Source organism: Segniliparus rotundus DSM 44985 (assembly GCF_000092825.1).
Lineage (GTDB): Bacteria > Actinomycetota > Actinomycetes > Mycobacteriales > Mycobacteriaceae > Segniliparus > Segniliparus rotundus.
The window spans coordinates 2,024,055-2,050,234 of record NC_014168.1 but is presented as its reverse complement, the minus strand read 5'-3'; the positions used below and the strand labels follow the sequence as shown (position 1 = coordinate 2,050,234).

Here is a 26,180-nt window from a genome sequence, read left to right as displayed (position 1 = left end):
CGCCCGCCCAGATGGTCTGGGCGGGCGAGCTTTGCAATCACTTTTCGACCACAGCCAGAATGTCGCGCGCCGAAAGGATCAAGTACTCCGTGCCGTCGTACTTGATCTCGGTGCCGCCGTACTTGCTGTAGATGACAGTGTCACCGGCTTTGACGTCGAGAGGGATGCGGTTGCCCTTCTCGGTGACCCGGCCTTCGCCGACCGCGACGACGGTGCCCTCCTGGGGCTTTTCCTTCGCGGTGTCCGGGATGACCAGGCCAGAAGCGGTCTTCGTCTCGGCCTCATTCGCCTGGACGAGGATCTTGTCCTCAAGCGGCTTGATGTTCACGCTCATCGCGGTGAGCCTCCAATTTCACTTTGATCCTGAGTGGTTCTCGGCTCGCTCACGCGCCCTGTGTCGCGGGTGCAGGACGCTTTGCGAAGCCACTAGCACTCTACATGCTTGAGTGCTAAAGCTCAACAACGGGATGGGCGTGGCACGGCTGTGTCGCCGCCCGCCCCGCCCAGCGATAGGAAAACCGCATGGCAGAGCATATGCCGCCGCAGAGCGGCGGGCGCATCGCGGCCCGGATTCCACTATCATGGCCCCATGACCTTGAACCGAAGACAAGTCCTTGGCGGCGCGGGGCTTGTTGGGGCCTCCGCGCTCGGCGGCGCTGGCGCGGAGCGCGCGCTCAGCGCGCACCAGGAGCCGCCCCCGCCGCATGGCGGCGTCCCCGAAACGGACCCTGCCCGGTTCGGGGACCCGCGCATCCCCGCTGAGCTCGACACGAAACAGCCGCACCTGTTCCACCTCGGCGCATTGGAGCCGACCCGCTTCGATGGCGGGGAGTTGCGCCAGGCCAGCGAGAGGAACTTCCCGATCCTCGCCGGACAACAGGCCAGCGTCGTCATGGTGACCTTGGACAAGGGCGGCGTCCGCGAACCGCACTGGCATCCGAGCGCCTGGGAGATCAACGTGGTGGTCTCTGGCAAAGCGAAATGGACCATCCTGGAACCAGAAGGGCACCACGAGGTGTTCGAGGCGGGCCCCGGCGACGTCGTGTTCGCGTCCCAAGGCGATTTCCACTACTTCGAGAACTCCGACGACGAGCCGCTGAAAGTCCTGATTGTTTTCAACGCGAGCACGCAGGAGGGCAAAGACGACATCGGGATCGCCTCAGCGATCAGCGCGATCCCGCCAGAAGTGCTCGGGACGCTCTTCGGCGTGCCAGCCGAGCATTTCGCGCAACTGAAGAAATTCGACACATCGGTCACGATCACCCGCCGCCGCGTCTGAGGCGGCGATCCCCGCCCAACCCCTCAGGTCGCTATGACGAGCGCAGCGATCCGACGCCCAGGCCTGGTTCGAGTTCGAAACCCCAGTCCAACAGGGCGCCCGCTTGCCGCGCCGGGTAGGAGCCGGGGTTGTGCATGACCGCCACGACGAGCCGTCTTCCGCTTCGGGCGGCAGCGCCGACGAAGTTGTACTGCGCCTCGTCTGTGAAACCGGTCTTCCCGCCCAGCATCCCCGGATAGGAGCCAAGCAGCGGGTCCCTGTTGACGAGCTGGGCTCCGGGGAGCGCGGCGGATTCTTGGCCCACGATTGCGGCGAAGTCCGGCCGGCGCAGCGCGGCTTGGAAAAGAAGCGCAAGGTCGTTCGGCGAAGTGGAGGCCCCCGGGGCTTCTAAACCGGACGGGGTTGCGGCATGAGTGTCGAGCGCGCCGAGCCGAGCGGCTTCGGCGTTCATTTTCGCGACCGCCGCTCCGACCCCGCCAAGCGACCGGGCGAGGGCGTTCGCCGCGCCGTTCGACGAGATCATGAGCGTTGCTTCGAGCAGCTCGTACACGCTGCGGACCTCGCCAGGCCGGATGAATTTGACGACGCTCTCCCGATCCGCGACCTCGTCCGCGTCGGTCTCGGTGACTTTTTGGGCGGTGTCGAGCTCGTCCAAGACGACGATCGCGAGCAGAGTCTTGATGGTGCTGGCCGGGCGGTAGCGGCCATGGGCGTCGCGAGAGGCGAGGACCTCTCCTGTGTCCAGGTCTGCGACCAGCCATGCTGGCGCGGCGCCCTCGGGGGCCGGCGCCGATCCGGCGGGTTGGAGCACTCCGCTGGCGGGGTCCGCGTCGGCGGGGGCCATTGCGGCGGTCAGGGCCGCCGCAATGGCGATGACATTCCGGAGGGCTGAGCGGAGCATCCGTCCACCATAACGTTTAGAGCTTGGACCAGGCCTCGGCGAGGGCCGCCCGAAGGATCGACTCGATCTCGTCGAATTCGCTCTGCCCGCAGATGAGCGGCGGCGCGAGTTGCACCACCGGCTCGGCCCGGTCGTCGGCTCGGCAGTACAAGCCGCCGTCGAAGAGCGCGGTGGACAAAAAACCGCGCAGCACGCGCTCGGACTCCTCCGCGCTGAAGGTTTCTTTTGTCGACTTGTCCTTGACCAGCTCGACGCCGTAGAAAAAGCCCGCGCCGCGCACATCGCCGACGATCGGCAGATCGAGCAGGCGGTCGAGGGTCGCTTTGAAGGCCGGGGCGTTCTCCGCCACATGCGCGTTCAACCCTTCGCGCTCCAAAATGTCCAGGTTCGCCAGGGCGACGGCTGCCGCGACCGGATGCCCGCCGTAGGTGGAGCCGTGCGGGAACAGGGTGGTCCCGTCGGAGAACGGCTCGAAGAGCTTCTCGCTGGCGATCATCGCGCCGATGGGCGCATAACCAGAGGTGAGCCCTTTCGCGCAGGTGATGATGTCGGGGACGTAGCCGTACTCGGAACAGGCGAACATCGGCCCGATCCGGCCGAAGGCGCAGATCACCTCGTCGGAAACCAAGAGCACGTCGTGGCGGTCGCAGATCTCGCGCACCCGCTGGAAGTATCCGGGCGGCGGGGGGAAGCAGCCTCCGGTGTTCTGCACCGGCTCCAAGAAAACCGCGGCGACAGAGTCGGGCCCCTCGAACAGGATCGCCTCTTCGATCCGGTCTGCCGCCCAGAGGCCGAAGGCTTGGTAGTCCGACGCGTACGGCTCCGGGGCGCGGTAGAAGTTCGTGTTCGGTATGCGGAAGCCGCCGGGGACGAGGGGCTCGAACGGCACTTTGAGGCCGGGCAGGCCGGTGATGGACAACGCGCCTTGCGAAGTGCCGTGGTAGGCGAGCGAGCGGGAGAGCACTTTGTGCTTGGCGGGCTTGCCGACCAGTTTGAAATATTGCTTGGCGAGCTTCCACGCGCTTTCCACGGCTTCGCTGCCGCTCACGGTGAAGAACACCCGGTCCAGGCCCGCGGGCGCGTGTCCCGCGAGCCGTTCGGCGAGTTCCGCGACCGGCGGGGTGATGTAGCCCCAGACGGGGAAGTAGGCGAGTTCGCGGGTCTGTGCAGCCGCTGCCTCGGCGAGTTCGGCGCGGCCGTGGCCCACCTGGACCGCGAACAGGCCCGAGAGCCCGTCGAGGTAGCTTTTGCCGTTGTCGTCCCAGATCCGCGCGCCTTGGCCTCGGGTGATGACGGGCGGGGCGATGTCCTCGCCGTGCCGGGCGAAATGGCCCCAGACGTGGCGTTTGGCGGTCTCTGCGAGATTTTTGGGAACGGTCAGCGTTTCGCCCATGTGTATTGGTCCTTAGCTATTTTCAGATACACGAAAGTTTCGGTGGCGACGACGCCGGGCAGGGCCCGGATCCGTCCGCCCAGGACGTCGAGCAGTTCGCCGTCGTCGACGCAGACGACTTCGGCGAGGATGTCGAACGATCCCGCTGTCTGCACCACATATTTGACCTCGGGGATGTCGGCGAGGCGTTCGCCGAGCTCGCGAGCGTCGCCCGCGCAGCGGACGCCGATCATCGCCTGGCGGCTGAAGCCGACTTGTTTCGGGTCGACCACAGCGACGATTTGCAGGACGCCGCTGTCTTCGAGTTTCTGCACCCTTTGCCGGACGGCGGCCTCCGAGAGGCCGACGAGCTTGCCGATGGCGGCGTAGGACCGCCGCCCGTCCTCTTGAAGCTGCTCGATGATCGCTTTGGAGAGGTCGTCGAGAGGTTGTCTGACATATGTCGCCACACGGACAACTCTAACGTTTTCGATTGTCAATATCAATATCTACAACGGAATACGCTGATGACTAGAGTTTTTTCTTGTGAATCCGTCGAATTGTCAGTAGTATGGCCGCTATGACGACGCATGAACTGCCCGGTTGCTTCATCGACGGCGAAGCCCGCGCGGCGGCAGGAGGTCCACGCCACACGGTGGTCAATCCCGCGAACGGCGAGGCGGTGGCCCGCATCGCCGTGGCGGCCGAGGCGGATGTCGGAGCCGCTGTCGCTTCGGCCAGGGCCGCGTTGCCCGAGTGGTCCGGGGCGACGCCGGCCGACCGCGCCGGGGTGCTCGCCAAACTCGCCGCCCTGCTCGCGGAGCGCGCTGACGAGTTCGTCGCCGAAGAAGTCGCCCAGACCGGCAAGCCCACGCGCCTCGCCGCCGAGTTCGACGTGCCGGGCAGCGCGGACAACGTGGCGTTCTTCGCGGGCGCGGCGCGGCTTTTGGAGGGCAAGGCGTCGGCGGAGTACTCGGGCGGGCACACCTCCTCGATCCGGCGTGAGCCGGCCGGCGTGGTCGCCGCGGTCACCCCGTGGAACTATCCGCTGCAGATGGCGGTGTGGAAGACCGCCCCAGCGCTGGCGGCGGGCTGCGCGGTCGTCATCAAGCCGAGCGAGCTCACCCCGCTCACCACGTTGCGCCTCGCCGCGCTCGCGGTCGAGGCCGGGCTGCCGCGCGGCGTGCTGAACGTCGTGACCGGAACGGGGCCGGTGGCGGGGGAGGCGCTCGTCGGGCATCCGGGCGTGGACGTGGTGACCTTCACCGGCTCGACCGCCGTTGGCCGCAAGGTCATGGCGCGAGCTGCGGAGCGGGGCGCGAGAGCGCAGCTCGAACTCGGCGGCAAAGCGCCGTTCGTGGTCCTTGACGACGCGGACCTGGAAGCCGCGATCCACGGTGCGGTGGCTGGCGCGCTCATCAACTCCGGGCAGGACTGCACCGCCGCCGCGCGCGCCATCGTGGCCGAAAGCGTCTACGAAGACTTCGTCGCCGGAGTCGCGGAACTGATGGGGAAGGTCGTCCAAGGCGATCCGCTGGACGAGGGCACAGACATCGGGCCGCAAATCTCCTTCGCGCACCGCGACCGGATCGCGGCAGTCGTGGACCGGGCCAAAGCCGCCGGGGCCCGCGTCTTGGCGGGCGGAGCCGCGCCCGATCTGCCTGGCGCGTTCTACCGGCCCACGCTCCTCGCGGATGTGGCCGAGGACTCCGAGGCGTATCGCGACGAGATTTTCGGCCCCGTGCTCACCGCCCGCCCGCACACCGGCGAGGACGACGCGATCCGCCAAGCGAATGACACCGCGTACGGGCTCGCGGCCTCCGTGTGGACCCGCGACGTCTACCGGGCACAGCGGGCCTCGCGCGAGATACGGGCGGGCTGCGTGTGGGTCAACGACCACATCCCCATCGTCAGCGAGATGCCGCACGGCGGTTTCGGCGCATCAGGCTTCGGCAAAGACCTCTCCGCCTATTCGCTGGAGGAATATCTCACGGTGAAGCATGTGATGAGCGACATCGCCGGCGAGCCGAAGAAGGATTGGCACCGCACGGTCTTCCAGTTGCGCTAGCTCCTTTCAGAAGCCCGAGTACTCCGGCAGCGCGAACGAGCGCCCCACGGCGAGCGACTGTCTCGCGACGCGCTCGCTCACGCCTGGGAGGCGCAGCGACCACAGCGTCAGACGGCGCTTGAATCTGCCGAATGCTGTTGTGGGCGTGTCGGCCCGAATGCCGTCGAGCGCCAATCTCTGGCAGCGCTCCACATACGGCTTGAGCAACTGCTGGTAGCGCGCGAACGCTGCAACGTGGTCGCCGTTCGCGCGGAGCAGTTCGTGGGCTAACACATACGCGCCGACAATCGCGAGGGAGGTGCCCATGCCAGATCGCGGCGAAGCGCACCAGGCTGCGTCCCCGAGCAGCACCACACGGCCCTTGCTGTACTCCGTGAGGCGCACTTGGGCGAGCGTGTCGAAATACACGGGATCGGCGGCGGCAAGCGCTTCGAGGATCCTCGGGGTCTCCCAACCGCCGTCAGCGAAGCGCTCGGCGAAGAGCTGTTTCGCCTTCTGCGCGTCCCGGTGGTCGAATCCGGACACGTCGGGTTCGATGAGCCACAGATTCGCCCGGGCTGGCTTGTCCGGATCGTCCCCTTGCAGGACCACCCTGCCGTCCGGGGTCCTGTAGTCCATGCTCAGGTGGTCGAGCTTCAAATGATTCTCCACGGAAAAGAGGCAGAAGATCCGGCCGAGCTGGGCGACCAGCTCGGACTCTGGGCCGAAGACGAGCGATCGCACGCCCGAGTGGAGCCCGTCGGCTCCGACCACGAAGTCATAGCTGCCCGCCGAGCCGTCGCTCAGGACGACGTCGACGTGCTCGCCAAGGTCGGCGATGTGTGTGATCCGGACCCCGAAACGGTAGCGCACGTCGCCGCGCACAGTGTCGTGCAAGATGCGGACAAGGTCGCTCCAGACGATCTCCAGCTCCCCGCCGGTCACCTCGGCGGGCAGGCGGGCGATCTCCTTCCCCTGCGCGTCGACCCTGATGGTCGGGCCCATGTTCGTCGCCTGCGCGCGCACCTGAGGCAAAACGCCCATTTTCTCCAGGACGGTCAGCGACGGGCCTCGGAAGTCGACGGCGTGTCCGCCCCCGCGCAGCGTTGCCGACTGTTCGACGATGGTCACTGTGTGCCCGGCTCGGGCGAGCCAGAACGCGATCGCCGGACCGGCGATCGCGCCGCCGCAGACAAGGACGCGCAAGGGCGCTCGATATGTGCTCACAGGTCAGCCTAACTTTTCGCTGTCAGCCAGATCAAGAGAATATTCAGGGCGGTGATGAGCCCCGCGACCAGCCAGCCGAGCGCGCGAGTGGGTTTCGCGTTGGCCGCTTCGCCCATGACCGCTGGGTCGCTGGTGAGCCGCACCAACGGTATGAGCGCGAACGGGATGCCGAAGGAGAGCACGACCTGGGAGAGCACGAGCGCTTCAGAGAGGTCTGCGCCCAAGGCGATAATCACCAAGGCTGGGACCAGGGTGGCGAGGCGGCGGGCGAGCAGCGGGATCTTCGCGCCCAGGAGCCCGTGCATGATCATCGATCCCGCGTACGCGCCGACGGAGCTCGACGCGAGTCCTGAGGCGAGCAGTCCGATCGCGAGGCAGAGCGCGGCGAAGGGGCCGACTCGTTCCGCGACGGCGGCGTGCGCGCCCTCGATCGAGTCCACTCCTGTCACTCCCGTGAGGTTCTGCGCCGCGACCAGAAGCATCGCGAGATTGACCGTTCCCGCGAGGGCCATCGCGAATCCCACGTCCCACCGCGTGGCTCGGAGCAGTCTGCCCCGCTGGGCGGGCTCGACGGCCCCATGCCGGTCCTTCGCGAGACCGGAGTGCAGGTACACGGCGTGCGGCATCACCGTCGCGCCGAGCATGGCCGCGGCGATGAGCACGCTCCCGGAGCCGTGGAATCGCGGCAGCAGCCCTTCGGCGACCTCGCCGGCGTCCGGCGGCGCGATGGCCAGGCTGGCGCAGAAGCCCACGGCGATGACGGCGAGCAATCCCATGACCATGTGCTCAAAAGTCCGCTGGCCCTCACGGTCTTTGACCGCGAGCATCGCCATGCTCACCACGCCGGTGATGGCGCCCCCGGCGAGCGGCGGCAGCCCGAAGAGCAAGAAAAGCGCGATCGCGCCGCCGATGACTTCTGCCAGGTCGGTTGCCATGGCGACAATTTCTGCTTGCCCCCAGTAGGCGATTCGAGCGGGTTTGGACAGGCGGGCCCCCACTGCTTCTGGCAAGGTCAGACAGGCGACGATCCCGAGTTTCGCGGAAAGGTACTGCACCAGGCAGGCCATCAGGTTTGCCGCCACGACCACCCACACCAGCAAGAACCCGTAGTTCGCCCCCGCGGCGACGTTCGCGGCGACGTTGCCTGGGTCCACATAGGCGATGGACGCCACGAAAGCCGGGCCCAGGAGCGAGATGATCGGCCGCAAGGCCTTGACGCGCACGTTCACGGTTGTCATCGTACAGACGAAGACAAAAGTTCGTCTCACCGAAAACTATGGGCTGCGATACGCGACGGCGATGCGCGGCGCAGGGGGTTATCTTGACGAAGCGGCAGCGGCAAACCGGTTTTCCAACGCGCTTTCCCCGTCCGCAAAGCTCTCTTCGTCCGCACGGTCCTCCCCGCATGAGCCTTCGAAGCTGACGCCTTCGTCGCAGAAACGCTCGGTCGGGCCGGGGCACTGCCCGTTGACGCTCGCGCCGCCGCCGACGCACGGGTCGCTTTGCGGGCAACGGTTCCAAATGCTCATGCCCCCGTCTGGGCACACATGCTCGGGGAAGTCGGGGACGCACCGTCCGGTGACCGCGCTCGGCGCGTTGCCGGGCAGGCAAGGAGGGGGAGCGTCCGCGTCATCGTCGCCGTCGGCGGGCGGGTCGTCCTCGTCTGCCGAGTCCTGTGCGCTCGCGGAGCTGACTGCGGCAAGGGCGCCGCGCCCAGGATCGGCAGCCGCAAGGGCTTGGGCCGGAGTCGCTATTGGCGTGTAGGCGATGGCGGCGACGAAGGCCAGAATCGCTTTCGCCGAGGTTCTCCACGACAGCATGCGCATGGCTTCCTATCTCTCTGTTGCGTGCGGCTGGGCCTGGTGTCGGCGCGACTGCGGCCCCGCTGGTGATGGCGCTCACGATACCGCATGGTCCGCCGCGCGCAGCCCCGACCGGCGCCGGCGAGGCTGCTGCCGCGCTGGGCGCCCAGAGAAATCTCTCGCCGCGCCGCTACACTTGCTCATGCGATTAGGTGCCTTCGGGCGGCTAAAAAAATTCCCCGGGGGCCCTGCCGCCCTCGGCCTGTGCGTGGCTTCCGCCGTGTTCACCGGCATGGGCCTCGGCTCCTGGGCCGGGGTTGTGGTCGTGCCCGGACACGCCGCCCCGGACGGGAGGCTCCTGCCGTTGGCCGTCCCCGACGCCACCCGGCTCGTCCCTGCCAGCGCGCTGGAGTCGATCGCCGTCCCCGCCGATCAGGCGGCAGGTCTTGTGAACGCGCCCCTTGCCTGGTCGCGAGACGTCACCGCGCCGGGAGCAGATTCCAAGACGACGGCCAACCAGTGCCTGCTCGCCGACCCCGTCGGCACCCGCGCCGCGTACGGCGAGGAGTGGACGGCGTTCCGCAAAACCACCGTCCAGCCCGCAGAGGACGACGACTCGACGCAGATCGTGATGTCGGTCGGGCTGTATCCCTCCGAGTCGAAACCGCGCGGACGGTATGTCTCGCTCGTGTCGGAGCTGCGCGCCTGCGACGGCGTCTCTGCGACGGAAACCGACGCCATCGGCGCGGAGTTCCCGCTGACGTTCCATGTCGAGCCGTCAGACGAGGAGCATTCGATTCGGTGGCGCTCGGAGAAAGCTGGCGCCCCGGCGCGCAGCTGCTCCTATGACGCGCGAGTGCGCCGCAACGTGTTTTTGGAGGTCATGGTCTGCGCGGCGGACCCACAAGGGGAGGGCGCGGAACCTGTCGCCGACGCGTTGGAAGAGGCCTTGCCCGCATGAGCGAAAGCCGGGCAACGCGCAGCCGCCGAGCCCGCGGCAAAAGACGATTTGCCCCGCGCGCCGCCGCGGCGCTACACTTGGATCATGCGTGAGCAGCTTCTTGAGGTACGTATCTAGGCGCGTCCCGCTTCACCGCAGCGCCCAGTGATTTCCGCCTGAAGCGACGACGCGCCTGACCCCTGACCAGAGATCCTGGCGGGGGTGTTTTTGTGTGGCCAGCACAGCGCGTGGCCAACACAGCGTGCTGCGATCAGCACAACGCGTGCCATCAGTGATCCTGAGGCCGGCGAACAGAGGAAAAGAGAAAAGGAGCACAACAGTGACCGCCTCAACCATGCAGCCCGAGTCCGATTTCGGAGACGGCAGCCAAGAAGGGCAAATGCAGGCCCAGCCCCGGCAACAAAACGCCCCGGAGATGCTCACCGGCGCGCAAACCATCATCCGCAGTTTGGAAGAGCTGGGCGTCGAGGCCGTCTTCGGCCTCCCCGGCGGCACCATTCTGCCGACATACGACCCCCTGCTGGACTCCGAGAAGGTCCGCCACATCCTCGTCCGCCACGAGCAAGGCGCCGGGCACGCCGCCACCGGCTACGCCCAAGCCACCGGCAAGGTCGGCGTGTGCATGGCGACTTCTGGCCCCGGCGCGACGAACCTGGTCACCCCGATCGCGGACGCGTACCTGGACTCGGTGCCGATCGTCGCGATCACCGGCCAGGTGCCGAAGGGCTTGATCGGTTCGGACGCTTTCCAGGAGGCGGACATCTGCGGCATCACGATGCCGATCACAAAGCACAACTTCCTGGTCACCGACATCGCGGACATTCCAAGGACCCTCGCCGAGGCTTTTCACCTCGCCGCCACCGGCCGCCCCGGCCCGGTGCTCGTGGACATCCCGAAGGACGTCCAGACGGCCAAGGCCCCCTTCCATTGGCCGCCGCAACGCCGCCTGCCCGGATACAAGCCGACCACCCGGCCCCACTCCAAGCAAATCCGGGAAGCTTCCCGGATCATCCTCGGCTCCAAGCGCCCGGTCCTCTACGTCGGCGGCGGCGTGATCAAGGCGAACGCGCACGCGGAGCTCTTGACCCTTGCCGAGCTCACTGGCATTCCGGTGGTCACCACGCTCATGGCCAGAGGCGCTTTTCCCGACAGCCACCGCCAGCACTACGGCATGCCGGGCATGCACGGCACCGTCGCGGCCGTGGCAGCGTTGCAGAAAGCCGACTTGCTCATCGCGCTCGGCGCGCGCTTCGACGACCGGGTCACCGGGCAGTTGAACTCGTTCGCGCCGTACGCGAAAGTCGTCCACGCCGACATCGACCCGGCGGAAATCGGCAAGAACCGCGCTGCTGACGTGCCGATCGTCGGGGACTGCAAAGAGACGATCATCGAGCTCACCGAGGCGATCCGCTCGCTTGCCGCGACCGGCGACCAGAGCGACCTCGCCGAATGGCAGGCGTATCTCGACCAGCTCCGCAACACCTACCCGCTCAGCTACGACTGGCCTTCGGACGGCAAGCTCTCGCCCGAGTACGTCATCGAAGAACTCGGCAAAGCGGTCGGCCGGGAGGGGGTTTTCTGCGCAGGCGTCGGCCAGCACCAGATGTGGGCAGCGCAGTTCATCCGCTACGACCGGCCGCGCAGCTGGCTCAACTCCGGCGGCCTGGGCACCATGGGCTACGCCGTGCCCGCCGCGATGGGCGCGAAGCTCGGCGAGCCCGACCGCGAGGTCTGGGCCGTCGACGGCGACGGCTGCTTCCAGATGACCAATCAGGAGCTGGCGACCTGCGCCATCGAGGGCATCCCGATCAAGGTCGCGCTCATCAACAACGGCAACCTCGGCATGGTCCGCCAGTGGCAGACCTTGTTCTACGAAGAGCGCTATTCCAACACGGACCTCGGCACGCACAAGCTGCGCATCCCCGATTTCGTGAAACTGGCTGAGGCGCTGGGCTGCGTCGGAATCCGCTGCGAAAGCAAAGAGGACGTCGCTTCAGCGATCGCCCAGGCTCGTTCGATCACAGACCGGCCTGTGGTGGTGGAGTTCGTGGTCGGCGAGGACGCCCAGGTGTGGCCGATGGTGGCCGCGGGCACCGGCAACTCGGAGATCATGGCTGCCAGGGGCATCCGGCCGCTGTTCGACGACTCGGAGGACCTGCCCCTCCCCGGCCACGGAAAGCTAGAATGAGCACGACAACAGCACCAATCCAGACACGGATACTGTCCGTCCTCGTCGAGGACAAACCCGGCGTGCTCGCCAGGGTGTCTTCGCTGTTCTCCCGTCGAGGGTTCAACATCGACTCGCTCGCCGTGGGGCCGACCGAGCAGCCGAGCATCTCTCGGATGACGATCACCGTCACCGTCGAGGAGCCGGTCCTCGAGCAAATCGTCAAGCAGCTCAACAAGTTGGTGAACGTCATCAAGATCGTCGAGCACCGGGTGGAGACCTCGGTCGCCCGCGAGCTCGTGTTGCTCAAGGTCCGCGCGGACGCCGCATCGCGCGGCCAGGTGATCGAGATCGCGAACCTCTTCCGGGCGAAAGTCGTGGACATCACCTCGGACACGGTGGTCATCGAGGCCACCGGCGACCAGCAGAAAATTGAAGCCCTGCTGCGGGTGCTCGACCCGCTCGGCGTCAAAGAGATCGTCCAGTCCGGGCTCATCGCTCTCGGGCGCGGCTCGAAACCGATCACCGCGCAAAACCAGCGCTGGTGATCCGAACACAAATGACCGACAACAACCACGCCAACACATAAAGGAGTTCCTATGCCCAGCAAACAAGGGTCTGTCACCGTCTACAACGAGAGCGACGTCAATCCGTCGCTCATCGCGGGCCGCAAGGTCGCGGTGATCGGGTACGGCAGTCAAGGCCACGCCCATTCGCTGAACCTGCGCGACTCCGGCGTCGAGGTGCGCGTCGGCCTGCGCGAGGGGTCCGCCTCCCGCGCCAAGGTCGAGGAGCAGGGCCTGGTCGCGGGCACCCCCGCCGAGGTCGCCGAGTGGGCTGACGTGATCATGGTCCTCGCCCCGGACACCTCGCAGGCCAAGATCTTCTCCGAAGAGATCGAGCCGCACCTGAAAGACGGCGACGCGTTGTTGTTCGCGCATGGCCTCGCCATCCACTTCGAGCTGATCGCCCCGCCTGCGGGCGTGACTGTCGCGATGGTCGCCCCGAAGGGCCCCGGCCACCTGGTGCGCAGGCAGTACGTTGACGGCAAGGGCGTTCCGGCCCTGGTCGCCGTGGCCCAGGACCCCAAGGGCGAAGCCCTCGACCTCGCCCTCTCGTACGCGGCGGGGCTCGGCGCGCACCGCGCCGGCGTCATCGCCACCACCTTCAAGGAAGAGGTCGAGACCGACCTCTTCGGCGAGCAGGCGGTGCTCTGCGGCGGCACGGAGAAGCTGGTCCAGACCGGCTTCGAGGTCATGGTCGAGGCGGGCTACGCCCCGGAGATGGCCTACTTCGAGGTGCTCCACGAGCTCAAGCTCATCGTTGACCTGATGTATGAGGGCGGGATCTCCCGGATGAACTACTCCGTGTCCGACACGGCGGAGTTCGGCGGCTACCTCTCTGGCCCCAGGGTCGTGGACGAGTCCGCGAAGCAGCACATGCGCGAAATCCTGGCCGATATCCAGAACGGGACTTTCGTCAAGCGCCTCGTCGCCAACGTCGAAGGCGGCAACACGGAGCTCGAGTCCTTGCGCAAGAAGAACGCCGAGCACCCCATCGAAGAGGTCGGCAAGCGTCTTCGCGGTCTGATGAGCTGGGTGGACAACCCGCTTGACGACACCGTGTAGCCACCGGGGAACACGCAGAGCGCGGGGCCGCATGCGGCCCCGCGCTCTGCGTGTTGTTCAGCTGTTGTCTTTGACCCGCTGCACGAGCGTCGCGTAGAGCTTGATGAAGGCCTCCTTGTCCGGCAGTTGTTCCGCCGAGGCCGGTTTGAGCGATTGCAACGTGAGCCCCGCGAACACGGTGCGGCCGCTGACATGGGCGAGGACCATGAGCATGGCCCCGTCTTTGGCGGCGCTCTTCTTCGCGCCGCTCGCCGCGCTGCGCGTTGTCAAAAAATAGCTCACAGCCTGATCGGCGGCAGAAGGCGGGGCCCCGAGCGAGGCGATGCGCACATTCCCGTCCCCGAAGTCGTTCGTCATCGAGAATATCGAGCAGGACTGGGCGAATTGGGCGAACTGATCCCACGAGACCACTCGGTCGACCACGCCGAACGTCATCGCCCGAAGTTCGTCGCGCGTGCGCTGCACGCCGTAGGAGGCTTTGCCGTCGCCGAGCTCTGCAAGCGGTTTTTGCGTCGTGAACTCGGCGCATCGCGGCGGGTCGTACCTGGTGTTGGGCAGGTTCTGTTGCGGGTAGGCGACGGAGTCGAGGCTCAGGTTCTCCTTCGCGGTGTACTCGGGCGGGAACTCGTCGGCGCTGACGCGCATCGCGGCCGGGTTCGCCTGATGCTCGGACGGCCTGGGCCAGAGCCACACGGCGAGGGCGGCGACCGCGCAGGCTGCCGCAAACACGCCGAGCGTCCACCAGCTGGTGATCCGGTCGAGGAGCGTCGCGCCCGCAGGCCTCGGCGGCTTCGCCGTGCGCCGACGTTTCTCCTGCAAAGCCGCTCGTCTGGACGCCGGGGTCCCGGTTGTCTGCGCCCTTGTCACCCGATGAGTCTACAGTGGGCTGTGTGGCGGCAGTTTTGACGAGGACGCGGACCCTGGCCGCTCTGGTGGCTGATGCGGCGTCCCTTCTGGTCTTCGCGGCCATCGGCCGCCACAGCCATCACAAGCACGACGACGTGTTCGGCGTGCTGGGCACGGCATGGCCTTTCCTGGTCGGCGCGGCTGTCGGATGGGCGATCAGCCGGGGCTGGCGCGCGCCGCGCGCGATCGCTCCCACCGGATTGGCGGTGTGGGTGTGCGCGGTCTGCGTGGGCATGCTCCTACGAGTGCTCGACCGGCAGGGCGTGGCGTGGAGCTTCCTGCTCGTCGCCAGCATCGCGACGGCGGTCTTTCTGCTCGGCTGGCGGCTGATCGCCAAGCTCGTGCCCGCCCGGTCTGGCGCTGAGCGCGCCCAAACCTAAAACGATCATCCCGAGGAACGTGGGGTACACCGCGACGCGCTCGACCGCGCCGAACCAGGACGCGAGCCAGAGCTGGTCTGCCGCCCAGAGGATCTGACTCGCCACTGTGACGGCGAACCCCGCCAAGCCCACAGCGCCGAGCGCCGCAGCGGCGAGCCCGGCCCACCGCAAACGCTGCCGTCCTCGCCAGCCCAGCAGGACGAGCCCAAGATTGCCGAGCAGAATCGAAGTGATCGCGGCAGGCATGTGGACCGCGGCGTTCTCTGTCCTCGGCGTCAGACTGACGACGACCAACCCCGCGCCGGCGAGGACAAAGAGCGCCCGCATCGCCCGTCCAGCGAGCTGGCGCGGCAGGAGCAGCGCCCCTGCGGCCATGAGGACGCCCGCGGCGAAGAACGAAATCTGCATCACGACATGCCACGGTGAGCACGTCCAGTGCGCGTCGGCGCCCACGCGTTTGCAGTAGGGGGCTTCCAATTCGCTGATCGTGTGCACTTGCCATCGGAACGGGGTCGTCCACGCCGAGAGCGTCACAGCGTAGGCGAGGAAGAATTGGATTTGCGCAGCCCACAGCAACGCCCAAGCTCGGGGAAATTTCTGACATGCCATGCCGGTATCCTAAGCGCATGGCCAGCAGGGCGGCCACATGATAGCGCGGCTCGCGCAGCCCAGCGGCCAAAAAGGCGTCAACGCCGAGAGGCCGCGGCCCCGCGCCCGCACGGCGCGCCCCTCAGTGGTTGTGAGGCGGGTTTGACGCAAACCTAACGCGGTTGGAACCGTCAGAGGCAGGACAAACGCGGACAATGATGCGGTGGCCCAGACGAGAACCGCGTGCTCGTACTGCGGTGTCGGCTGCGGAATCGTGGTCGAGACGAAAGAGGAGAACGGCCTCCCGGTGATCGCGAAGGTCTCCGGAGACAAAGCGCATCCGACAAATTTCGGCAGGCTCTGCACCAAGGGGCAGACCCACGCCGACATGATGCGGGCGAAAGGGCGGCTGGACTCGGCGTGGCTGCGGCCTGAGCGCGGCGGCCCTGGCCAGGACACAGCGCTGCAGCCGGTCGCTGTGCAGGCAGCGGTGCAAGAAGCAGGCGCGCGCCTGAAGAAAATTCTCGCCGAGCACGGCCCGGACGCGGTGTCGCTCTATGTCTCAGGGCAAATGTCGATCGAGGCCCAATATCTGGCGAACAAACTCGCCAAAGGCTACCTGCGCACGACGCATATCGAGTCCAATTCTCGGCTGTGCATGGCGAGCGCGGGGACTGGCTACAAACAGTCCCTCGGCGCGGACGGCCCGCCTGGATCGTACGAGGACTTCGACAAGACGGACTTGTTCGTGGTCATAGGCTCCAACATGGCCGACTGCCACCCGATCCTCTATCTGCGCATGGCGGACCGGCTCAAAGCGGGGGCGAAGCTGATCGTGGTGGACCCTCGGCGCACCGCCACAGCCGACAAGGCCGACCTGTACCTCCCTGTTCGGCCTGGCACAGACGTGGCGCTGCTCAACGGCATCTTGCATGTGCTCGTGGCGGGCGGGCACATCGACCGCGAGTTCATCGCGGAGCACACCGAGGGCTGGGAGGGCATGGAGGAGTTCTTGCTCGACTACCCCCCGGACAAGGTCGCGCAGATCACCGGGCTCCCCGAGCCGGACATCCGCAGAGCCGCCGCGATGATCGCGGCGGCGGGGGAGTGGATGACCTGTTGGACGATGGGGCTCAACCAGTCCACCCACGGGGTGTGGAGCACCAACGCGATTTGCAACGCGCACCTCGCCACGGGCGCGATCTGCCGTCCCGGCTCCGGGCCGTTCTCGCTCACCGGCCAGCCCAACGCGATGGGCGGACGCGAGATGGGGTACATGGGTCCGGGCCTGCCGGGGCAGCGCTCGGTGGTGAGCCCCAAGGACCGCGAGCACGTCGAAGCGGCGTGGGGCCTCGCGCCAGGGACGATCCGATCCGACGTCGGCCCAGGGACGGTCGAGCTTTTCGAGCAGCTCAAATCCGGCAAGGTCAAAGCCTGCTGGATCATATGCACCAATCCGGTGGCGAGCACGCCGAACCGGCAGGTGGCGATCGAAGGTCTCGAAGCGGCGGAATTGGTCATCGTGCAAGACGCCTTTCTCGACACCGCCACGAACCGCTACGCGGACGTGCTGCTGCCGGCCGCGCTCTGGGCGGAGAGCGAGGGCGTGATGATTAATTCGGAGCGCAACCTCACCTTGTTGCAGCAGGCGGTCCCGCCGGTCGGCGACGCGCTGCCGGATTGGAAGCTCATCTGCATGGTCGCCGCCGAACTCGGCTTCGCGGACGCCTTCGCGTTTGCGTCCAGCGCGGAGGTTTTCGACGAGCTGCGGGGTTTTTGGAACCCGCAGACCGGGTGGGACCTGCGCGGAGCCAGCTACGAGAGGTTGCGCCAGACTCCGCTGCAATGGCCCTGCCCGCCCGAGGGCGACACGGGCGCGCACGCTGAGCGGCAACCGGGCGGGCGCCATCCGATCCGGTACATCAACGATGGCGTGAGCCAGAGCCTGCACGTCGGGGAGGACGGGGCCGCCCCCCGGCTGGCATTCCCGACGCCCTCGCGCAAGGCGGTCTTCCTCCCCCGTCCGCACATGGAGGCCAAAGAGCTGCCGGACGAGGAGTTTCCGATCATCCTCAACACCGGGCGGGTGCAGCACCAATGGCACACCATGACCAAGACGGGGAAAGTGGCGAAACTGAACAAGCTCAACCCCGGCCCGTTCGTGGAGATCCACCCGGTGGACGCGAAACAGTTCGACATCGAAGAGGGGCAACAGGTGCGGGTCCGCTCGCGCCGAGGGGAAGCGGTGCTGCCCGCCGTGGTCACCGACCGGATCCGGCAGGGCTCCTGCTTCGCGCCGTTCCACTGGAACGACACCCACGGCCACAACCTCGCCATCAATGCCGTGACCAGTGACGCGGTGGACCCCGAGTCGCTCCAGCCGGAGTTGAAAGCCTGCGCGGTCGCGCTCGAACCGCTGCCCAAAGCCGCGCAGGAAGTCTTCTCGCTGCCCGACGCGGCAACGCCGACGCCCTTGCGCGAACTGCCGTTCCCGTTGATATCCGCGCCGCAGCTCACCGAGGCGGAAGGCCTGTACGTCTCGGGGTTCCTGATCGGAGCGGTCCGAGGCCCCGGCGCTCTGTCCTTGCCGCAGACGGAGGGCGCTCTGACGCTGCCGCAAACGGGGGGCGTTCCGGTGCTGCCGCCCACCGCCCCGGTGCGCGAACAGGTGCGGCTCTGGGTCGACGGCCTGCTCGCGGGCATGTGCTCACGGGCCGAAACCGCCCAGAGCCCCCTTGCTCCTGCGCGCGAGAGCAGAGCCGAAGCCCCGGTCCTCGTCGTGTGGGCGAGCCAGACGGGCAATGCGCAGGACTTCGCCGAGACATGCGTGCGCGCGCTCGTCGAAGCGGGGCTGCCCGCGCGAGGCGCCAACATGGACGAACTGGACCTCGCCGAACTCGCCAGAACCCCGCGGGCGCTGGTGGTGACGAGCACGTTCGGGACCGGGGGCCCGCCCGACAACGGGTCGGACTTCTGGGCCAGGCTGGACGCTGACGCGGAGCTGAAGCTCTCTGGCTTGCAGTACGCCGTGTTCGGCGTCGGGGACCGGGCCTACGACGACTTCTGCGGCTACGCGAAGGCCCTCGACGTCCGGCTTGCGGAGCTTGGGGCGGCTCGGGTTCTGCCGTTGGCGGTCTGCGAGGCGGACGAGGACATGATCGCGCAGAACTGGCTGCGCGAGGTGGTGGGCGCCTTGACGGCGCAGCCCTCGGCCGTGCCCGCTGCGCGCATCGCTGTCGCCGAACCCGCGCCCGCAGTCCTGGAGACCGGGGAAGAGCGCTGCGACGCGCCTGCGAAACACCGCCGCATCGCCGTGCCGATGTGCCGCAACCAAGTCATCTCCGGCGCGAACTCCGCCAAGGAGGTGCGGCAGTTCGGATTCGACGTCTCCGGCCACGACTTCGACTACGAAGCAGGAGACGCGCTCGGCGTGTACCCGGCGAACGCCCCCGAGGACGTCGATGCCTGGCTCATGGCGACCGGCCTCGACGCAGACCGGCCTGTCGCCGTGGACGGCGCGTCCGCCCCGCTCGTGGACGCGCTCACCACACATTACGACATCTGTCGCATCACGCCGCAGCTGTTGCGCTTCGTCGCCGCCCGCAACAACGACCTCGCCCTCGCGAAGCTTTTGCGCCGAGACAACAAAGTCGAACTGGACAACTGGCTGTTCGGCAGGCAAGGCGCGGACCTGATGCGCGAATTCCCCGTTCAAGCCGATTTCGCGGAATGGCAGCAAGTGCTGCCCAAGCTCGCCCCTCGGCAGTACTCCATCTCGTCCAGCCCCCATGCGACCCCCGGCGAAGTGCAGCTCACGGTGTCCGTGGTGCGGTTCCTCGGCGTGGACGGGCGGACCCGAGGGGGGGTGTGCTCGAGCTTCCTCGCCGACCGGGCCCACGACCGGCTCGTCCCGGTGTTCCTCCAACGCTGCCCGCACTTCCGGATCCCCGCCGATCCGCAAGCCCCGGTCGTCATGATCGGCCCTGGCACTGGCGTGGCGCCGTTCCGAAGCTTTCTGCACGAACGGCGCGCGCTCGGCCACACCGGCAAGAACTGGCTGTTCTTCGGCGAGCAGCACTGCGCCGACAACTTCTACTACCAGGCGGAGCTGGAGGGGATGTTCTCCGACGGGTTCTTGACCCGGCTCGACCTCGCCTTCTCCCGCGACCAACGCCGGCGGATCTACGTGCAGGACCGGATGGTCGAGCACGGAGCCAAGCTCTGGCGCTTCATCGAGGGCGGGGCGTATGTATATGTCTGCGGCGACGCGAGCCGGATGGCGAGAGACGTGGACGAAACGCTCGTGCGGATCATCCAGACGCACGGGCGGATGTCCCAAGACGAGGCGAAAACGTATAAGAAGCGGCTCGCGGCCGAGAAGCGCTACGTCCGGGACGTGTACTAGAAGCGCGCAGAAGGCTCGGGTTGCTGCGGCTGGCCGGGAACATTTCTGCCAGAATGGAAAAATGACAGCTCCGGGGGCAGCGCGCGCGGCGCACTACACCTACCCGGCTTTGGGGGCCGAGCAATCCGACGGGCAGGGCGCGTCCGGGCTCGCGGGGGCGGGGCGGCCTTTTCCCCACGCCCCAGCTTCGCCCCCGGCGCAGCGGCCTGAGCCGAGCGGCGAGGCGTGGGCCCTGGCGGACGCGATCGTCCGCGCGGCCCTGGCGCGCACGCCTTCCGACGGCGCGCGCTCCGTCTTCCAGCCCGGCGTGATCCCGCTTCGGCCGTTGAGCCTCGCCGAAATCTACAACGGCGCTGTGGCAGCTCTGCGCTCCAATGCGAAAGCGGCGCTCGCGTTCTCAGTCGTCGTGCTCGCAGTCGGGGCGTTGCTCCAAGTGGCCCTGTTGGCTCCGGCGCTGCGGTGGGCGTTGGCCATCAGCGGCGTCTTCAGCTCGGCGGCCGCGGACTCTTCTGATGCGCGCTCGACGGTATCGGTGGCCGACTTTTTGGCCGACGCCCCGGTCGCCGCGGTCGCCGCGACGCTGATCGCGGGGTTCGTGATGCCGGTGCTCGCCAGAGCTTTGGTCTCGGCCCCCGGCTCCGCGCCGCGCCAGGCGGTCGTCAGCGTGTGGCGGCAGGTCCGGGGCCGAGGGTTCGCGCTGTTCGGGCTTTCCTTGTTCGTGCCTCTCTCGCAGGCGTTGATCGTGCTGCTCCCGGTGGCAGCCGTGCTGCTCTTGGCGGCGGCAGGCCTCGCCCTGCCCGCCGCCGTGCTCCTGCTGATTTTCGCGATGTTCGTCTTTCTGCCGCTCGCATATGTCGCCGGTGTCTTCCTCTCCCTGTCCGCGCCTGCGATGATGAGCGAGCGCCTCGGTGTGTTCGCGGCGTGCCGCCGCTCTGCGCGTGTGGTGTGGCGGGGATTTTGGAAGATTCTCGGGGTCGGCCTGCTCACCAGATTCGTCACCGCGTTCGTCGGCCTCTCGTTGTCCCTGCCGTTCACTGTCGCGGCCGAGGTTTTCGCCTCCCCCGGCAAGCGCGAAGGCGTGTGGGCCGTGGTGGTTTTGACGCTCGGCCAGCTGCTCTCCAGGACGATCCTCATGCCGTTCACAGCGGGCGTGACCGGGCTTTTGTACGTGGACCAGCGGATGCGCCAAGAGGCGTACGACCTCGTGCTGCTCGGGCGGTCAGGAGACGGGGCCGACGCTGCCCGCGTGGACGGCATCAGCGCGGGTGACGGCAGCGCCGATGCTGTCGGCGGACGGGGGGCGTGACTGTGGAAGTGGACCGAGAACCCGCCCGGCAAGCAGCGCAACGCGAGCTCACCGACCCTCGCTACGAGCATCGTACCTGGTGGGAAGATTTTGTGGACTGGCTTGGAAGGCATGCGCTTGATCGCTCCTCCCACGCCCACTCGCATGACAGCTTCTGGGACGCGAACGTCATGCCGCTCCTCGTGCTCCTCGTCGTCCTCATGCTGGGCGCGTTGGTCGTCTTCTTCGCCCGCAGGGCCACCCGCGGAACTGCGAAAAAGAAGACGATCTTCGAGGACGAATCAGCCGAGCTGTCTTCGGCGGAGGAGCACCGCGCGCGGGCGCGCCGCGCCGCTTCGGCGGGGGATTGGTCGGCCGCGATCGCCGAACGGGTGCGGGCGGTGGTCAAAGAGTTGGACGAGCGTTCGGCGCTCGCGCTCACCCCTGGCCGCACAGCGGACGAGTTCGCCTTCCTCGCCAGCGGTCTCCTCCCCGAGCTCCAAGACGGTTTCACCGCCGCCGCCCGCGCGTTCGACGAAGTCGTCTACGGCGAGCGGCCGGGCTCGGAGCGCGCCTACCAGGAAGCGGCCAGGCTGGACGAGGCGATCGAGGGCGCTGTTCGTTCCTTGGCCAAAGCCGATCAGCAGCACCGCGCCGACGGAGAAAACAGCGGCCCCGAGGCCCAAATCTTGGGGCACGTCCCGCAACGCGAGGGCCGGGAGGCCCCGTCGTGGTGAACCGAACGGGCGCGCTTCGCAGCAAGCGGGGAGCGGCGGTGTCGGCGCTCCTGCTGCTCGCTGTGGCGGCCTTGGTCGGGCTCACCGTGTTCTTCTCCAGCGAGGACTCGGGATCGCGAGAACCGCTCGACCCGCAGGGCTGGCGCAAGGACGGCGGGCACGCGCTGGCCGAGCTTCTGCGCCAGCACGGCGTCGATCTGCGCATCGCGCGGACAGCGGACGAGGCCCGGTCGGCGACGACCAGCGACACCCTGCTGTTCATCACGAACAGCGGCTACCTTTCGGGTGAGGACACGTTGCGCCAAGTCGCGGCGCTTCCAGGGGACCGGGTCGTGGCGGAAGCCTCCTTCTCAGCCATAGTGCGCGTCCTCGCGCCCGGCGTCGAGCACAGCAGAACCGATCAGAGCGAAAGCCCGCGCGAGCCGGGTTGCGCGTGGAGCGGCGCGCTGCGCGCTGGCGCGGTGCGCATGAACGGCTGGGCGTTGCGCGCCCCAGACACCCAGGACTCCTGCTACGACGGGGAGGTTCTGCGCTACCGCCACGACGGCAGGATCATCACAGTGCTCGCGGACAGCAGCTTTATGGCCAACGAGAGGATCGCCGCCCCTGGCTCCGCCGCGCTCGCCCTCAACATCCTTGGCGCGCGCCGCGCCGTGGTCTGGCTCGCCCCGGAATTCCCTGAGATCAAAGGTGAGAAAGTCGGGCCGAGCCTCACCGGTCTCATTCCAGAGCGGGTCTGGTGGGCGACGCGCACACTGGCTGTCGCCGTGGTCGCGACCGCGCTCTGGCAGGCGCGTCGGCTTGGCCCGGTGATCGTCGAACGGTTGCCGGTCGTGGTCCGCGCCTCGGAGACCGCGGAAGGATTGGGCAAGCTGTACCAGGCGAGGCGGGCAAGAGGCAGAGCGGCGGCCGCGTTGCGCGAGGCGGCGTTGGGGCGCTTGTCGACACGGCTCGCGGTCCCCGTTCGGGATTCGGGCGTGATGACGGCGGCGCTCGCGGAACGGCTGGGGCGCGGCCAGGACGAGATCAGATCGGTATTGTACGGTCCAGTTCCTGCTGATGATTCGGCATTGGTGGCTTTGGCGCAAGAACTCGACAAAGTGGAACACGGTGTATGTGAAGGGAAGGTGCGCGGGGCATGAGCACAGCCGCAGATCCGGCGATCGCAGATCCAAAGGCGTCGTTCGCCGCGTTGCGACACGAGGTCGCCAAAGTCGTGGTCGGGCAGGACTCTGTGGTCACGGGCATGCTCATCGGGCTTCTGACGCAGGGGCATGTGCTCCTGGAAGGCGTGCCTGGTGTTGCGAAAACCCTGCTGGTCCGCAGTCTCGCCCGAGGCCTCGGCCTCGATTTCAAGAGGCTGCAGTTCACTCCCGACCTCATGCCGGGCGATGTCACCGGTTCGCAGATCTTCGACGCCCGCAGCGCCGAATTCGTCTTCCGCGAGGGCCCGGTCTTCACGAACTTGCTCCTCGCGGACGAGATCAACCGGACGCCGCCGAAAACACAGGCGGCCCTCCTTGAGGCGATGGAGGAGCGGCAGGTGAGCGTGGACGGCCATTCGCGGCCCCTGCCGGACCCGTTCATCGTCGCGGCCACCCAGAACCCCGTCGAGCACGAGGGCACGTACCAGTTGCCGGAGGCGCAGCTGGACCGGTTCCTGCTCAAGCTCGTCGTGCCCTTGCCGCAGCGGGAGGAAGAGATCGGCATTTTGACGCGATTCGCTGATTCGGCCGACCCGCGAGACGTCTCCGCCGTCCAGCCCGTTGCCTCTGCGTCGGACCTCGCGGCAGGCCGGGAAGCGGTCCAGCAGGTGCACGTCAGCCCGGAGGTCCTGGGCTACATCGTCGACGTCGTCCGGGCCACGCGGCAGTCGCCCGCGCTGCGCCTTGGTGTTTCTCCGCGCGGGGCGACGGCGCTGCTCGCCTCGGCCCGCGCCTGGGCGTGGCTCTCGGACCGCGCGTTCGTCACCCCGGACGATGTGAAGGTCATGGCCAGGCCCGCCCTCCGGCACCGAATCGCGTTGCGCCCGGAGGCGGAGCTCGAAGGGATGAACGCCGACGTCCTGCTCGACGGGCTTCTCGCAGCGGTGCCGGTGCCCCGATGATCTTCGAAGCGCACGACGTCGCGGCACACCGTTCCGCCGCGCAGAGCGCGGTGAGACGCCCGTGGTGTTGACCTGGCGAGTCGGCGCCGCCGTCGCGTGCGGAGCCCTTGCGGTGCTCCTGCTCCCGCGCCCCGAGGCGGTCTTCGCGACGGTCCTCGCCGTCGCGGTGGTCCTCGTGCTGGTGGACGTCGTGCTCGCGGGCAGCCCCAAACAGCTCTCTTTCGCCCGTTCGGGGGACGAAGTGGTCCGGCTCGGCGAGACGGCGCGGGTGCGGCTCGCAGTGGAGAATCTCGGCAAGCGCAAGGTCCAGGGCTTGCTGCGCGACGCGTGGGCTCCGAGCGCGTCGGCGAGCCCTGCGCGGCATCGCGTCGCGCTGCCCCCGGGCGAGCGCATGTCCGTGGAGACGCTGCTCCGGCCAGTTCGGCGCGGCGAGCAGGAGGCGGCGAAAGTGACAGTCCGCGCGCTCGGGCCGTTCGGGTTCGCGGGCAGGCAGCGCTCGGCCCTCGTCCCGTGGCGGCTGCGCGCGCTGCCGCCGTTCCTCTCCCGCAAACACCTGCCCGCCCGGCTCATGCGGCTGCGCGAGCTCGAAGGCCAGACGCTCGCCTTGCTCCGAGGACAAGGCACTGAGTTCGACTCGCTTCGGGAGTACGTGGACGGGGACGATGTGCGCTCGATCGATTGGCGCGCTTCAGCCCGGCGCGGCGACGTCCTGGTCCGGACCTGGCGCCCAGAACGGGACCAACCAGTGCTCATTGTGTTGGACTGCGGGCGCACCAGCGCAGGCCGGATCGGCGTGGACCCGCTGTCTGCCGACCCCGCTGGCTGGCCGAGGCTGGACTGGTCGATGGACGCGGCGCTCCTGCTCGCCGCGTTGGCCAGCAAGGCAGGGGACAAGGTGCATTTCCTCGCCTACGACCGGCGTGTGCGGGGTTGGGCTGCTTCTGCTGCTCCGAGCGGGCTTTTGCCGCAGATAGTCCAGGCCATGGCGCCCTTGGAACCTGCTTTGGCCGAGGTGGACGCCGACGGGCTCGTCGAGACGGTCTTGGCGCGCGCCCGCCGCCGCAGCCTCGTCGTCCTGCTCACGGATTTGTCCCGGTCCACGTTCGAAGAGAGCTGGCTCGCGGTGCTGGGTCGTCTCACCTCGCGCCACCATGTGCTGCTGGCAGCGGTTGCCGACCCCCGCATCGCGGAGCTCGCGGCTGGGCGCGCGGACGCGGAGCAGGTCTACGGGGCCGCCGCCGCCGAGCTCATGCGGGCCGACCGGGGCTTTGTGGCGCAGGAGCTGCGCGCCATGGGCGTGGAGGTCGTCGACGAGCTGCCGGAGAAGCTCGCGCCCGCGCTCGCCGACAAGTACATCGCGATGAAGGCTTCCGGCAAGCTGTAGTCACGCGGCGGGTGCGTAGTCGGGCGCCCTTTCCACGTCGCCGGTCTCGCCCGCGCGGGCCGCGGGCCGGCCGAGCCCGATCACGAACGCGAGGAACACTGCCTCGGCTGCCGCCCCAATGCCGACTTTGGCCCAGGTCGGCAGGGGAGAAGGCGTGACAAAGGCTTCGATCCCGCCCGAGACGAGCAGCACCAGCGCCGTGCCCATCGCGATCGCGATCATAGACCGGCCTTCTTCGGCGAGAGCTTGGACGCGTTGCCGTTGTCCAGGCGCGATCACTTGCCAGCCGAGGCGCATTCCTGCCCCAGCCGCCAGGAAGACGGCGGTGAGCTCCAAAAGGCCGTGCGGGACGATCAAGCTGAAGAAAAGCCCGCCTTTGTGGGCGTGGAACATCAGTCCGCCGCTCGCTCCGACGTTCATCGCGTTCGAGAAGAGGACAAAGGGGATGGGGGCGCCGAGCAACGCGGCCATCCCCAGGCATTGGGCGGCCACCCAGCTGTTGTTGAGCCACACCTTTGTCGCGAACGAGCTCGCCTCGTGCTCGCTGTAGTAATGCTCGAAATCATGCTCGACGAGCTGCCTGATGTCCGCCGGATCGCCAATCGCCGCCTGCGCGGCGGGGTCGTGGCCCACCCACCAGCCCACCGACACAGCGATCACCGCTGTGAACACGGCGGCTCCCAGCCACCACCATCTCGCGCGGTAGGCCGCGACAGGGAAGGTGACCGTCCAGAACCGGCCGAACTCCCGCCACGCGGGCGCGTGCGCGCCGGTCACCGCCGCGCGGGCGCGGGCGGTCAGCACCGAGAGCCTGCTGATGAGCGCGGGGTCCTCCGCCGCGGAGCGCAGCATGGACAGATGTGTGGCGGTGCGCTGGTAAAGCTGGACCAGCTCGTCCAGCTCCGCCTCGGTGAGGGACCGTTTGCGGCGCAGCAATGATTCGAGCCGGCGCCAGCTTTCCCCGTGGACGCTGGCGAACGCGTTCGAGTCCACCCGCTCAGCAT

General features: G+C 67.9%; 22 protein-coding genes and 1 pseudogene. 13 read left to right on the top strand and 10 right to left on the bottom strand.

Annotation, left to right across the window (positions count from 1 at the left end; translation table 11 throughout):
- Positions 1 to 37 precede the first annotated feature (37 nt).
- Complete coding sequence (gene groES / locus SROT_RS10110) at positions 38 to 334, bottom strand: co-chaperone GroES (RefSeq protein ID WP_013138933.1); 297 nt, start codon at positions 332 to 334, stop codon at positions 38 to 40.
- A 255-nt stretch (positions 335 to 589) separates the two neighbouring features.
- On the opposite strand from groES, the gene SROT_RS10105 reads away from it, so the two are divergent.
- Positions 590 to 1,279, top strand: a complete 690-nt coding sequence (locus SROT_RS10105) for a cupin domain-containing protein (RefSeq protein WP_013138932.1) — start codon at positions 590 to 592, stop codon at positions 1,277 to 1,279.
- Between the two features lie 31 nt (positions 1,280 to 1,310).
- Here the strand turns inward: SROT_RS10105 and SROT_RS10100 are convergent, their stop codons facing one another.
- From SROT_RS10100 to SROT_RS10090, 3 genes are read right to left on the bottom strand one after another with little or no spacing between them, the layout of a single operon-like run.
- Positions 1,311 to 2,180 (bottom strand): D-alanyl-D-alanine carboxypeptidase family protein, encoded by an 870-nt coding sequence (locus tag SROT_RS10100; RefSeq protein ID WP_013138931.1) that lies wholly within the window; start codon positions 2,178 to 2,180, stop codon positions 1,311 to 1,313.
- Positions 2,181 to 2,196: 16 nt separating this feature from the next.
- Positions 2,197 to 3,573 carry an aspartate aminotransferase family protein gene (locus SROT_RS10095; protein ID WP_013138930.1) on the bottom strand — a complete coding sequence of 459 codons (1,377 nt, stop codon included), beginning with the start codon at positions 3,571 to 3,573 and terminating at the stop codon, positions 2,197 to 2,199.
- A complete protein-coding gene (locus tag SROT_RS10090) occupies positions 3,558 to 4,022 on the bottom strand; it encodes an Lrp/AsnC family transcriptional regulator (RefSeq protein ID WP_013138929.1) in 465 nt (154 codons plus the stop codon). The genes SROT_RS10095 and SROT_RS10090 overlap by 16 nt, the downstream gene beginning before the upstream one ends.
- Positions 4,023 to 4,132: 110 nt before the next feature.
- Here SROT_RS10090 and SROT_RS10085 point away from each other — a divergent pair, with 110 nt between their 5' ends.
- Positions 4,133 to 5,620 carry a gamma-aminobutyraldehyde dehydrogenase gene (locus tag SROT_RS10085; RefSeq protein WP_013138928.1) on the top strand — a complete coding sequence of 496 codons (1,488 nt, stop codon included), beginning with the start codon at positions 4,133 to 4,135 and terminating at the stop codon, positions 5,618 to 5,620.
- Positions 5,621 to 5,626: 6 nt separating this feature from the next.
- Here SROT_RS10085 and SROT_RS10080 read toward each other — a convergent pair whose 3' ends face one another.
- The 3 genes from SROT_RS10080 to SROT_RS10070 form a co-directional block, all read right to left on the bottom strand.
- Complete coding sequence (locus tag SROT_RS10080; RefSeq protein ID WP_013138927.1) at positions 5,627 to 6,826, bottom strand: FAD-dependent monooxygenase; 1,200 nt, start codon at positions 6,824 to 6,826, stop codon at positions 5,627 to 5,629.
- An 8-nt stretch (positions 6,827 to 6,834) separates the two neighbouring features.
- On the bottom strand, positions 6,835 to 8,064 hold the full coding sequence (locus tag SROT_RS10075) for an Nramp family divalent metal transporter (RefSeq protein WP_013138926.1): 1,230 nt from the start codon (positions 8,062 to 8,064) through the stop codon (positions 6,835 to 6,837).
- Between the two features lie 78 nt (positions 8,065 to 8,142).
- Entirely contained in the window at positions 8,143 to 8,646 is a 504-nt protein-coding gene (locus SROT_RS10070) for a hypothetical protein (protein ID WP_013138925.1), read from the bottom strand.
- Positions 8,647 to 8,830: 184 nt separating this feature from the next.
- On the opposite strand from SROT_RS10070, the gene SROT_RS10065 reads away from it, so the two are divergent.
- The 4 genes from SROT_RS10065 to ilvC all read left to right on the top strand — a co-directional run bounded on the left by SROT_RS10065 (position 8,831) and on the right by ilvC (position 13,384).
- Positions 8,831 to 9,589 (top strand): sensor domain-containing protein, encoded by a 759-nt coding sequence (locus SROT_RS10065; RefSeq protein ID WP_013138924.1) that lies wholly within the window; start codon positions 8,831 to 8,833, stop codon positions 9,587 to 9,589.
- Positions 9,590 to 9,923: 334 nt separating this feature from the next.
- On the top strand, positions 9,924 to 11,777 hold the full coding sequence (locus SROT_RS10060) for an acetolactate synthase large subunit (RefSeq protein WP_049773343.1): 1,854 nt from the start codon (positions 9,924 to 9,926) through the stop codon (positions 11,775 to 11,777).
- Positions 11,774 to 12,304, top strand: a complete 531-nt coding sequence (gene ilvN / locus SROT_RS10055) for an acetolactate synthase small subunit (protein WP_013138922.1) — start codon at positions 11,774 to 11,776, stop codon at positions 12,302 to 12,304. Before SROT_RS10060 ends, ilvN begins: the two co-directional genes overlap by 4 nt.
- Before the next feature lie 51 nt (positions 12,305 to 12,355).
- Positions 12,356 to 13,384, top strand: a complete 1,029-nt coding sequence (gene ilvC, locus SROT_RS10050; RefSeq protein ID WP_013138921.1) for a ketol-acid reductoisomerase — start codon at positions 12,356 to 12,358, stop codon at positions 13,382 to 13,384.
- Between the two features lie 57 nt (positions 13,385 to 13,441).
- On the opposite strand, the gene SROT_RS10045 is transcribed toward ilvC, so the two are convergent.
- Positions 13,442 to 14,251, bottom strand: coding sequence for a hypothetical protein (locus SROT_RS10045; protein WP_148223415.1), 810 nt, complete (start codon positions 14,249 to 14,251; stop codon positions 13,442 to 13,444).
- Positions 14,252 to 14,265: 14 nt separating this feature from the next.
- On the opposite strand from SROT_RS10045, the pseudogene SROT_RS16115 reads away from it, so the two are divergent.
- Positions 14,266 to 14,562: pseudogene (locus tag SROT_RS16115) on the top strand (DUF3054 domain-containing protein); the annotation flags it as partial.
- On the opposite strand, the gene SROT_RS17110 reads toward SROT_RS16115, so the two are convergent.
- Positions 14,530 to 15,279, bottom strand: a complete 750-nt coding sequence (locus SROT_RS17110) for a DUF998 domain-containing protein (protein ID WP_013138918.1) — start codon at positions 15,277 to 15,279, stop codon at positions 14,530 to 14,532. The pseudogene SROT_RS16115 and the gene SROT_RS17110 overlap by 33 nt on opposite strands.
- 202 nt (positions 15,280 to 15,481) lie before the next feature.
- Here SROT_RS17110 and SROT_RS10035 point away from each other — a divergent pair, with 202 nt between their 5' ends.
- From SROT_RS10035 to SROT_RS10010, 6 genes are all read left to right on the top strand, one after another.
- Positions 15,482 to 19,663: a bifunctional nitrate reductase/sulfite reductase flavoprotein subunit alpha gene (locus tag SROT_RS10035; protein WP_013138917.1), complete on the top strand. Its 4,182-nt coding sequence runs from the start codon at positions 15,482 to 15,484 to the stop codon at positions 19,661 to 19,663.
- A gap of 61 nt (positions 19,664 to 19,724) precedes the next feature.
- Positions 19,725 to 20,969 carry a hypothetical protein gene (locus tag SROT_RS10030; RefSeq protein ID WP_013138916.1) on the top strand — a complete coding sequence of 415 codons (1,245 nt, stop codon included), beginning with the start codon at positions 19,725 to 19,727 and terminating at the stop codon, positions 20,967 to 20,969.
- Positions 20,966 to 21,685 carry a DUF4129 domain-containing protein gene (locus SROT_RS10025; RefSeq protein WP_013138915.1) on the top strand — a complete coding sequence of 240 codons (720 nt, stop codon included), beginning with the start codon at positions 20,966 to 20,968 and terminating at the stop codon, positions 21,683 to 21,685. Before SROT_RS10030 ends, SROT_RS10025 begins: the two co-directional genes overlap by 4 nt.
- Positions 21,679 to 22,827 carry a DUF4350 domain-containing protein gene (locus tag SROT_RS10020; protein WP_013138914.1) on the top strand — a complete coding sequence of 383 codons (1,149 nt, stop codon included), beginning with the start codon at positions 21,679 to 21,681 and terminating at the stop codon, positions 22,825 to 22,827. The genes SROT_RS10025 and SROT_RS10020 overlap by 7 nt, the downstream gene beginning before the upstream one ends.
- A complete protein-coding gene (locus SROT_RS10015; RefSeq protein WP_013138913.1) occupies positions 22,824 to 23,792 on the top strand; it encodes an AAA family ATPase in 969 nt (322 codons plus the stop codon). Before SROT_RS10020 ends, SROT_RS10015 begins: the two co-directional genes overlap by 4 nt.
- A gap of 61 nt (positions 23,793 to 23,853) precedes the next feature.
- The gene (locus SROT_RS10010; RefSeq protein ID WP_013138912.1) at positions 23,854 to 25,176 is read left to right on the top strand and encodes a DUF58 domain-containing protein; all 1,323 of its coding nucleotides are present in this window, start codon (positions 23,854 to 23,856) and stop codon (positions 25,174 to 25,176) included.
- Here the strand turns inward: SROT_RS10010 and SROT_RS10005 are convergent, their stop codons facing one another.
- Positions 25,177 to 26,169 carry a stage II sporulation protein M gene (locus SROT_RS10005; protein WP_013138911.1) on the bottom strand — a complete coding sequence of 331 codons (993 nt, stop codon included), beginning with the start codon at positions 26,167 to 26,169 and terminating at the stop codon, positions 25,177 to 25,179.
- Positions 26,170 to 26,180: the final 11 nt, after the last annotated feature.

Bases quoted from the DNA above. Each gene is read 5' to 3' on its own strand.
- ilvC (WP_013138921.1), top strand. From the start codon at position 12,356: ATGCCCAGCAAACAAGGGTCTGTCACCGTCTACAACGAGAGCGACGTC.
- SROT_RS10015 (WP_013138913.1), top strand. From the start codon at position 22,824: ATGAGCACAGCCGCAGATCCGGCGATCGCAGATCCAAAGGCGTCGTTC.
- SROT_RS10075 (WP_013138926.1), bottom strand. From the start codon at position 8,064: ATGACAACCGTGAACGTGCGCGTCAAGGCCTTGCGGCCGATCATCTCG.
- SROT_RS10070 (WP_013138925.1), bottom strand. From the start codon at position 8,646: ATGCTGTCGTGGAGAACCTCGGCGAAAGCGATTCTGGCCTTCGTCGCC.
- SROT_RS10085 (WP_013138928.1), top strand. From the start codon at position 4,133: ATGACGACGCATGAACTGCCCGGTTGCTTCATCGACGGCGAAGCCCGC.
- SROT_RS10065 (WP_013138924.1), top strand. From the start codon at position 8,831: ATGCGATTAGGTGCCTTCGGGCGGCTAAAAAAATTCCCCGGGGGCCCT.
- groES (WP_013138933.1), bottom strand. From the start codon at position 334: ATGAGCGTGAACATCAAGCCGCTTGAGGACAAGATCCTCGTCCAGGCG.
- SROT_RS10095 (WP_013138930.1), bottom strand. From the start codon at position 3,573: ATGGGCGAAACGCTGACCGTTCCCAAAAATCTCGCAGAGACCGCCAAA.
- SROT_RS10100 (WP_013138931.1), bottom strand. From the start codon at position 2,180: ATGCTCCGCTCAGCCCTCCGGAATGTCATCGCCATTGCGGCGGCCCTG.
- SROT_RS10105 (WP_013138932.1), top strand. From the start codon at position 590: ATGACCTTGAACCGAAGACAAGTCCTTGGCGGCGCGGGGCTTGTTGGG.
- SROT_RS10030 (WP_013138916.1), top strand. From the start codon at position 19,725: ATGACAGCTCCGGGGGCAGCGCGCGCGGCGCACTACACCTACCCGGCT.
- ilvN (WP_013138922.1), top strand. From the start codon at position 11,774: ATGAGCACGACAACAGCACCAATCCAGACACGGATACTGTCCGTCCTC.
- SROT_RS17110 (WP_013138918.1), bottom strand. From the start codon at position 15,279: ATGGCATGTCAGAAATTTCCCCGAGCTTGGGCGTTGCTGTGGGCTGCG.
- SROT_RS10060 (WP_049773343.1), top strand. From the start codon at position 9,924: ATGCAGCCCGAGTCCGATTTCGGAGACGGCAGCCAAGAAGGGCAAATG.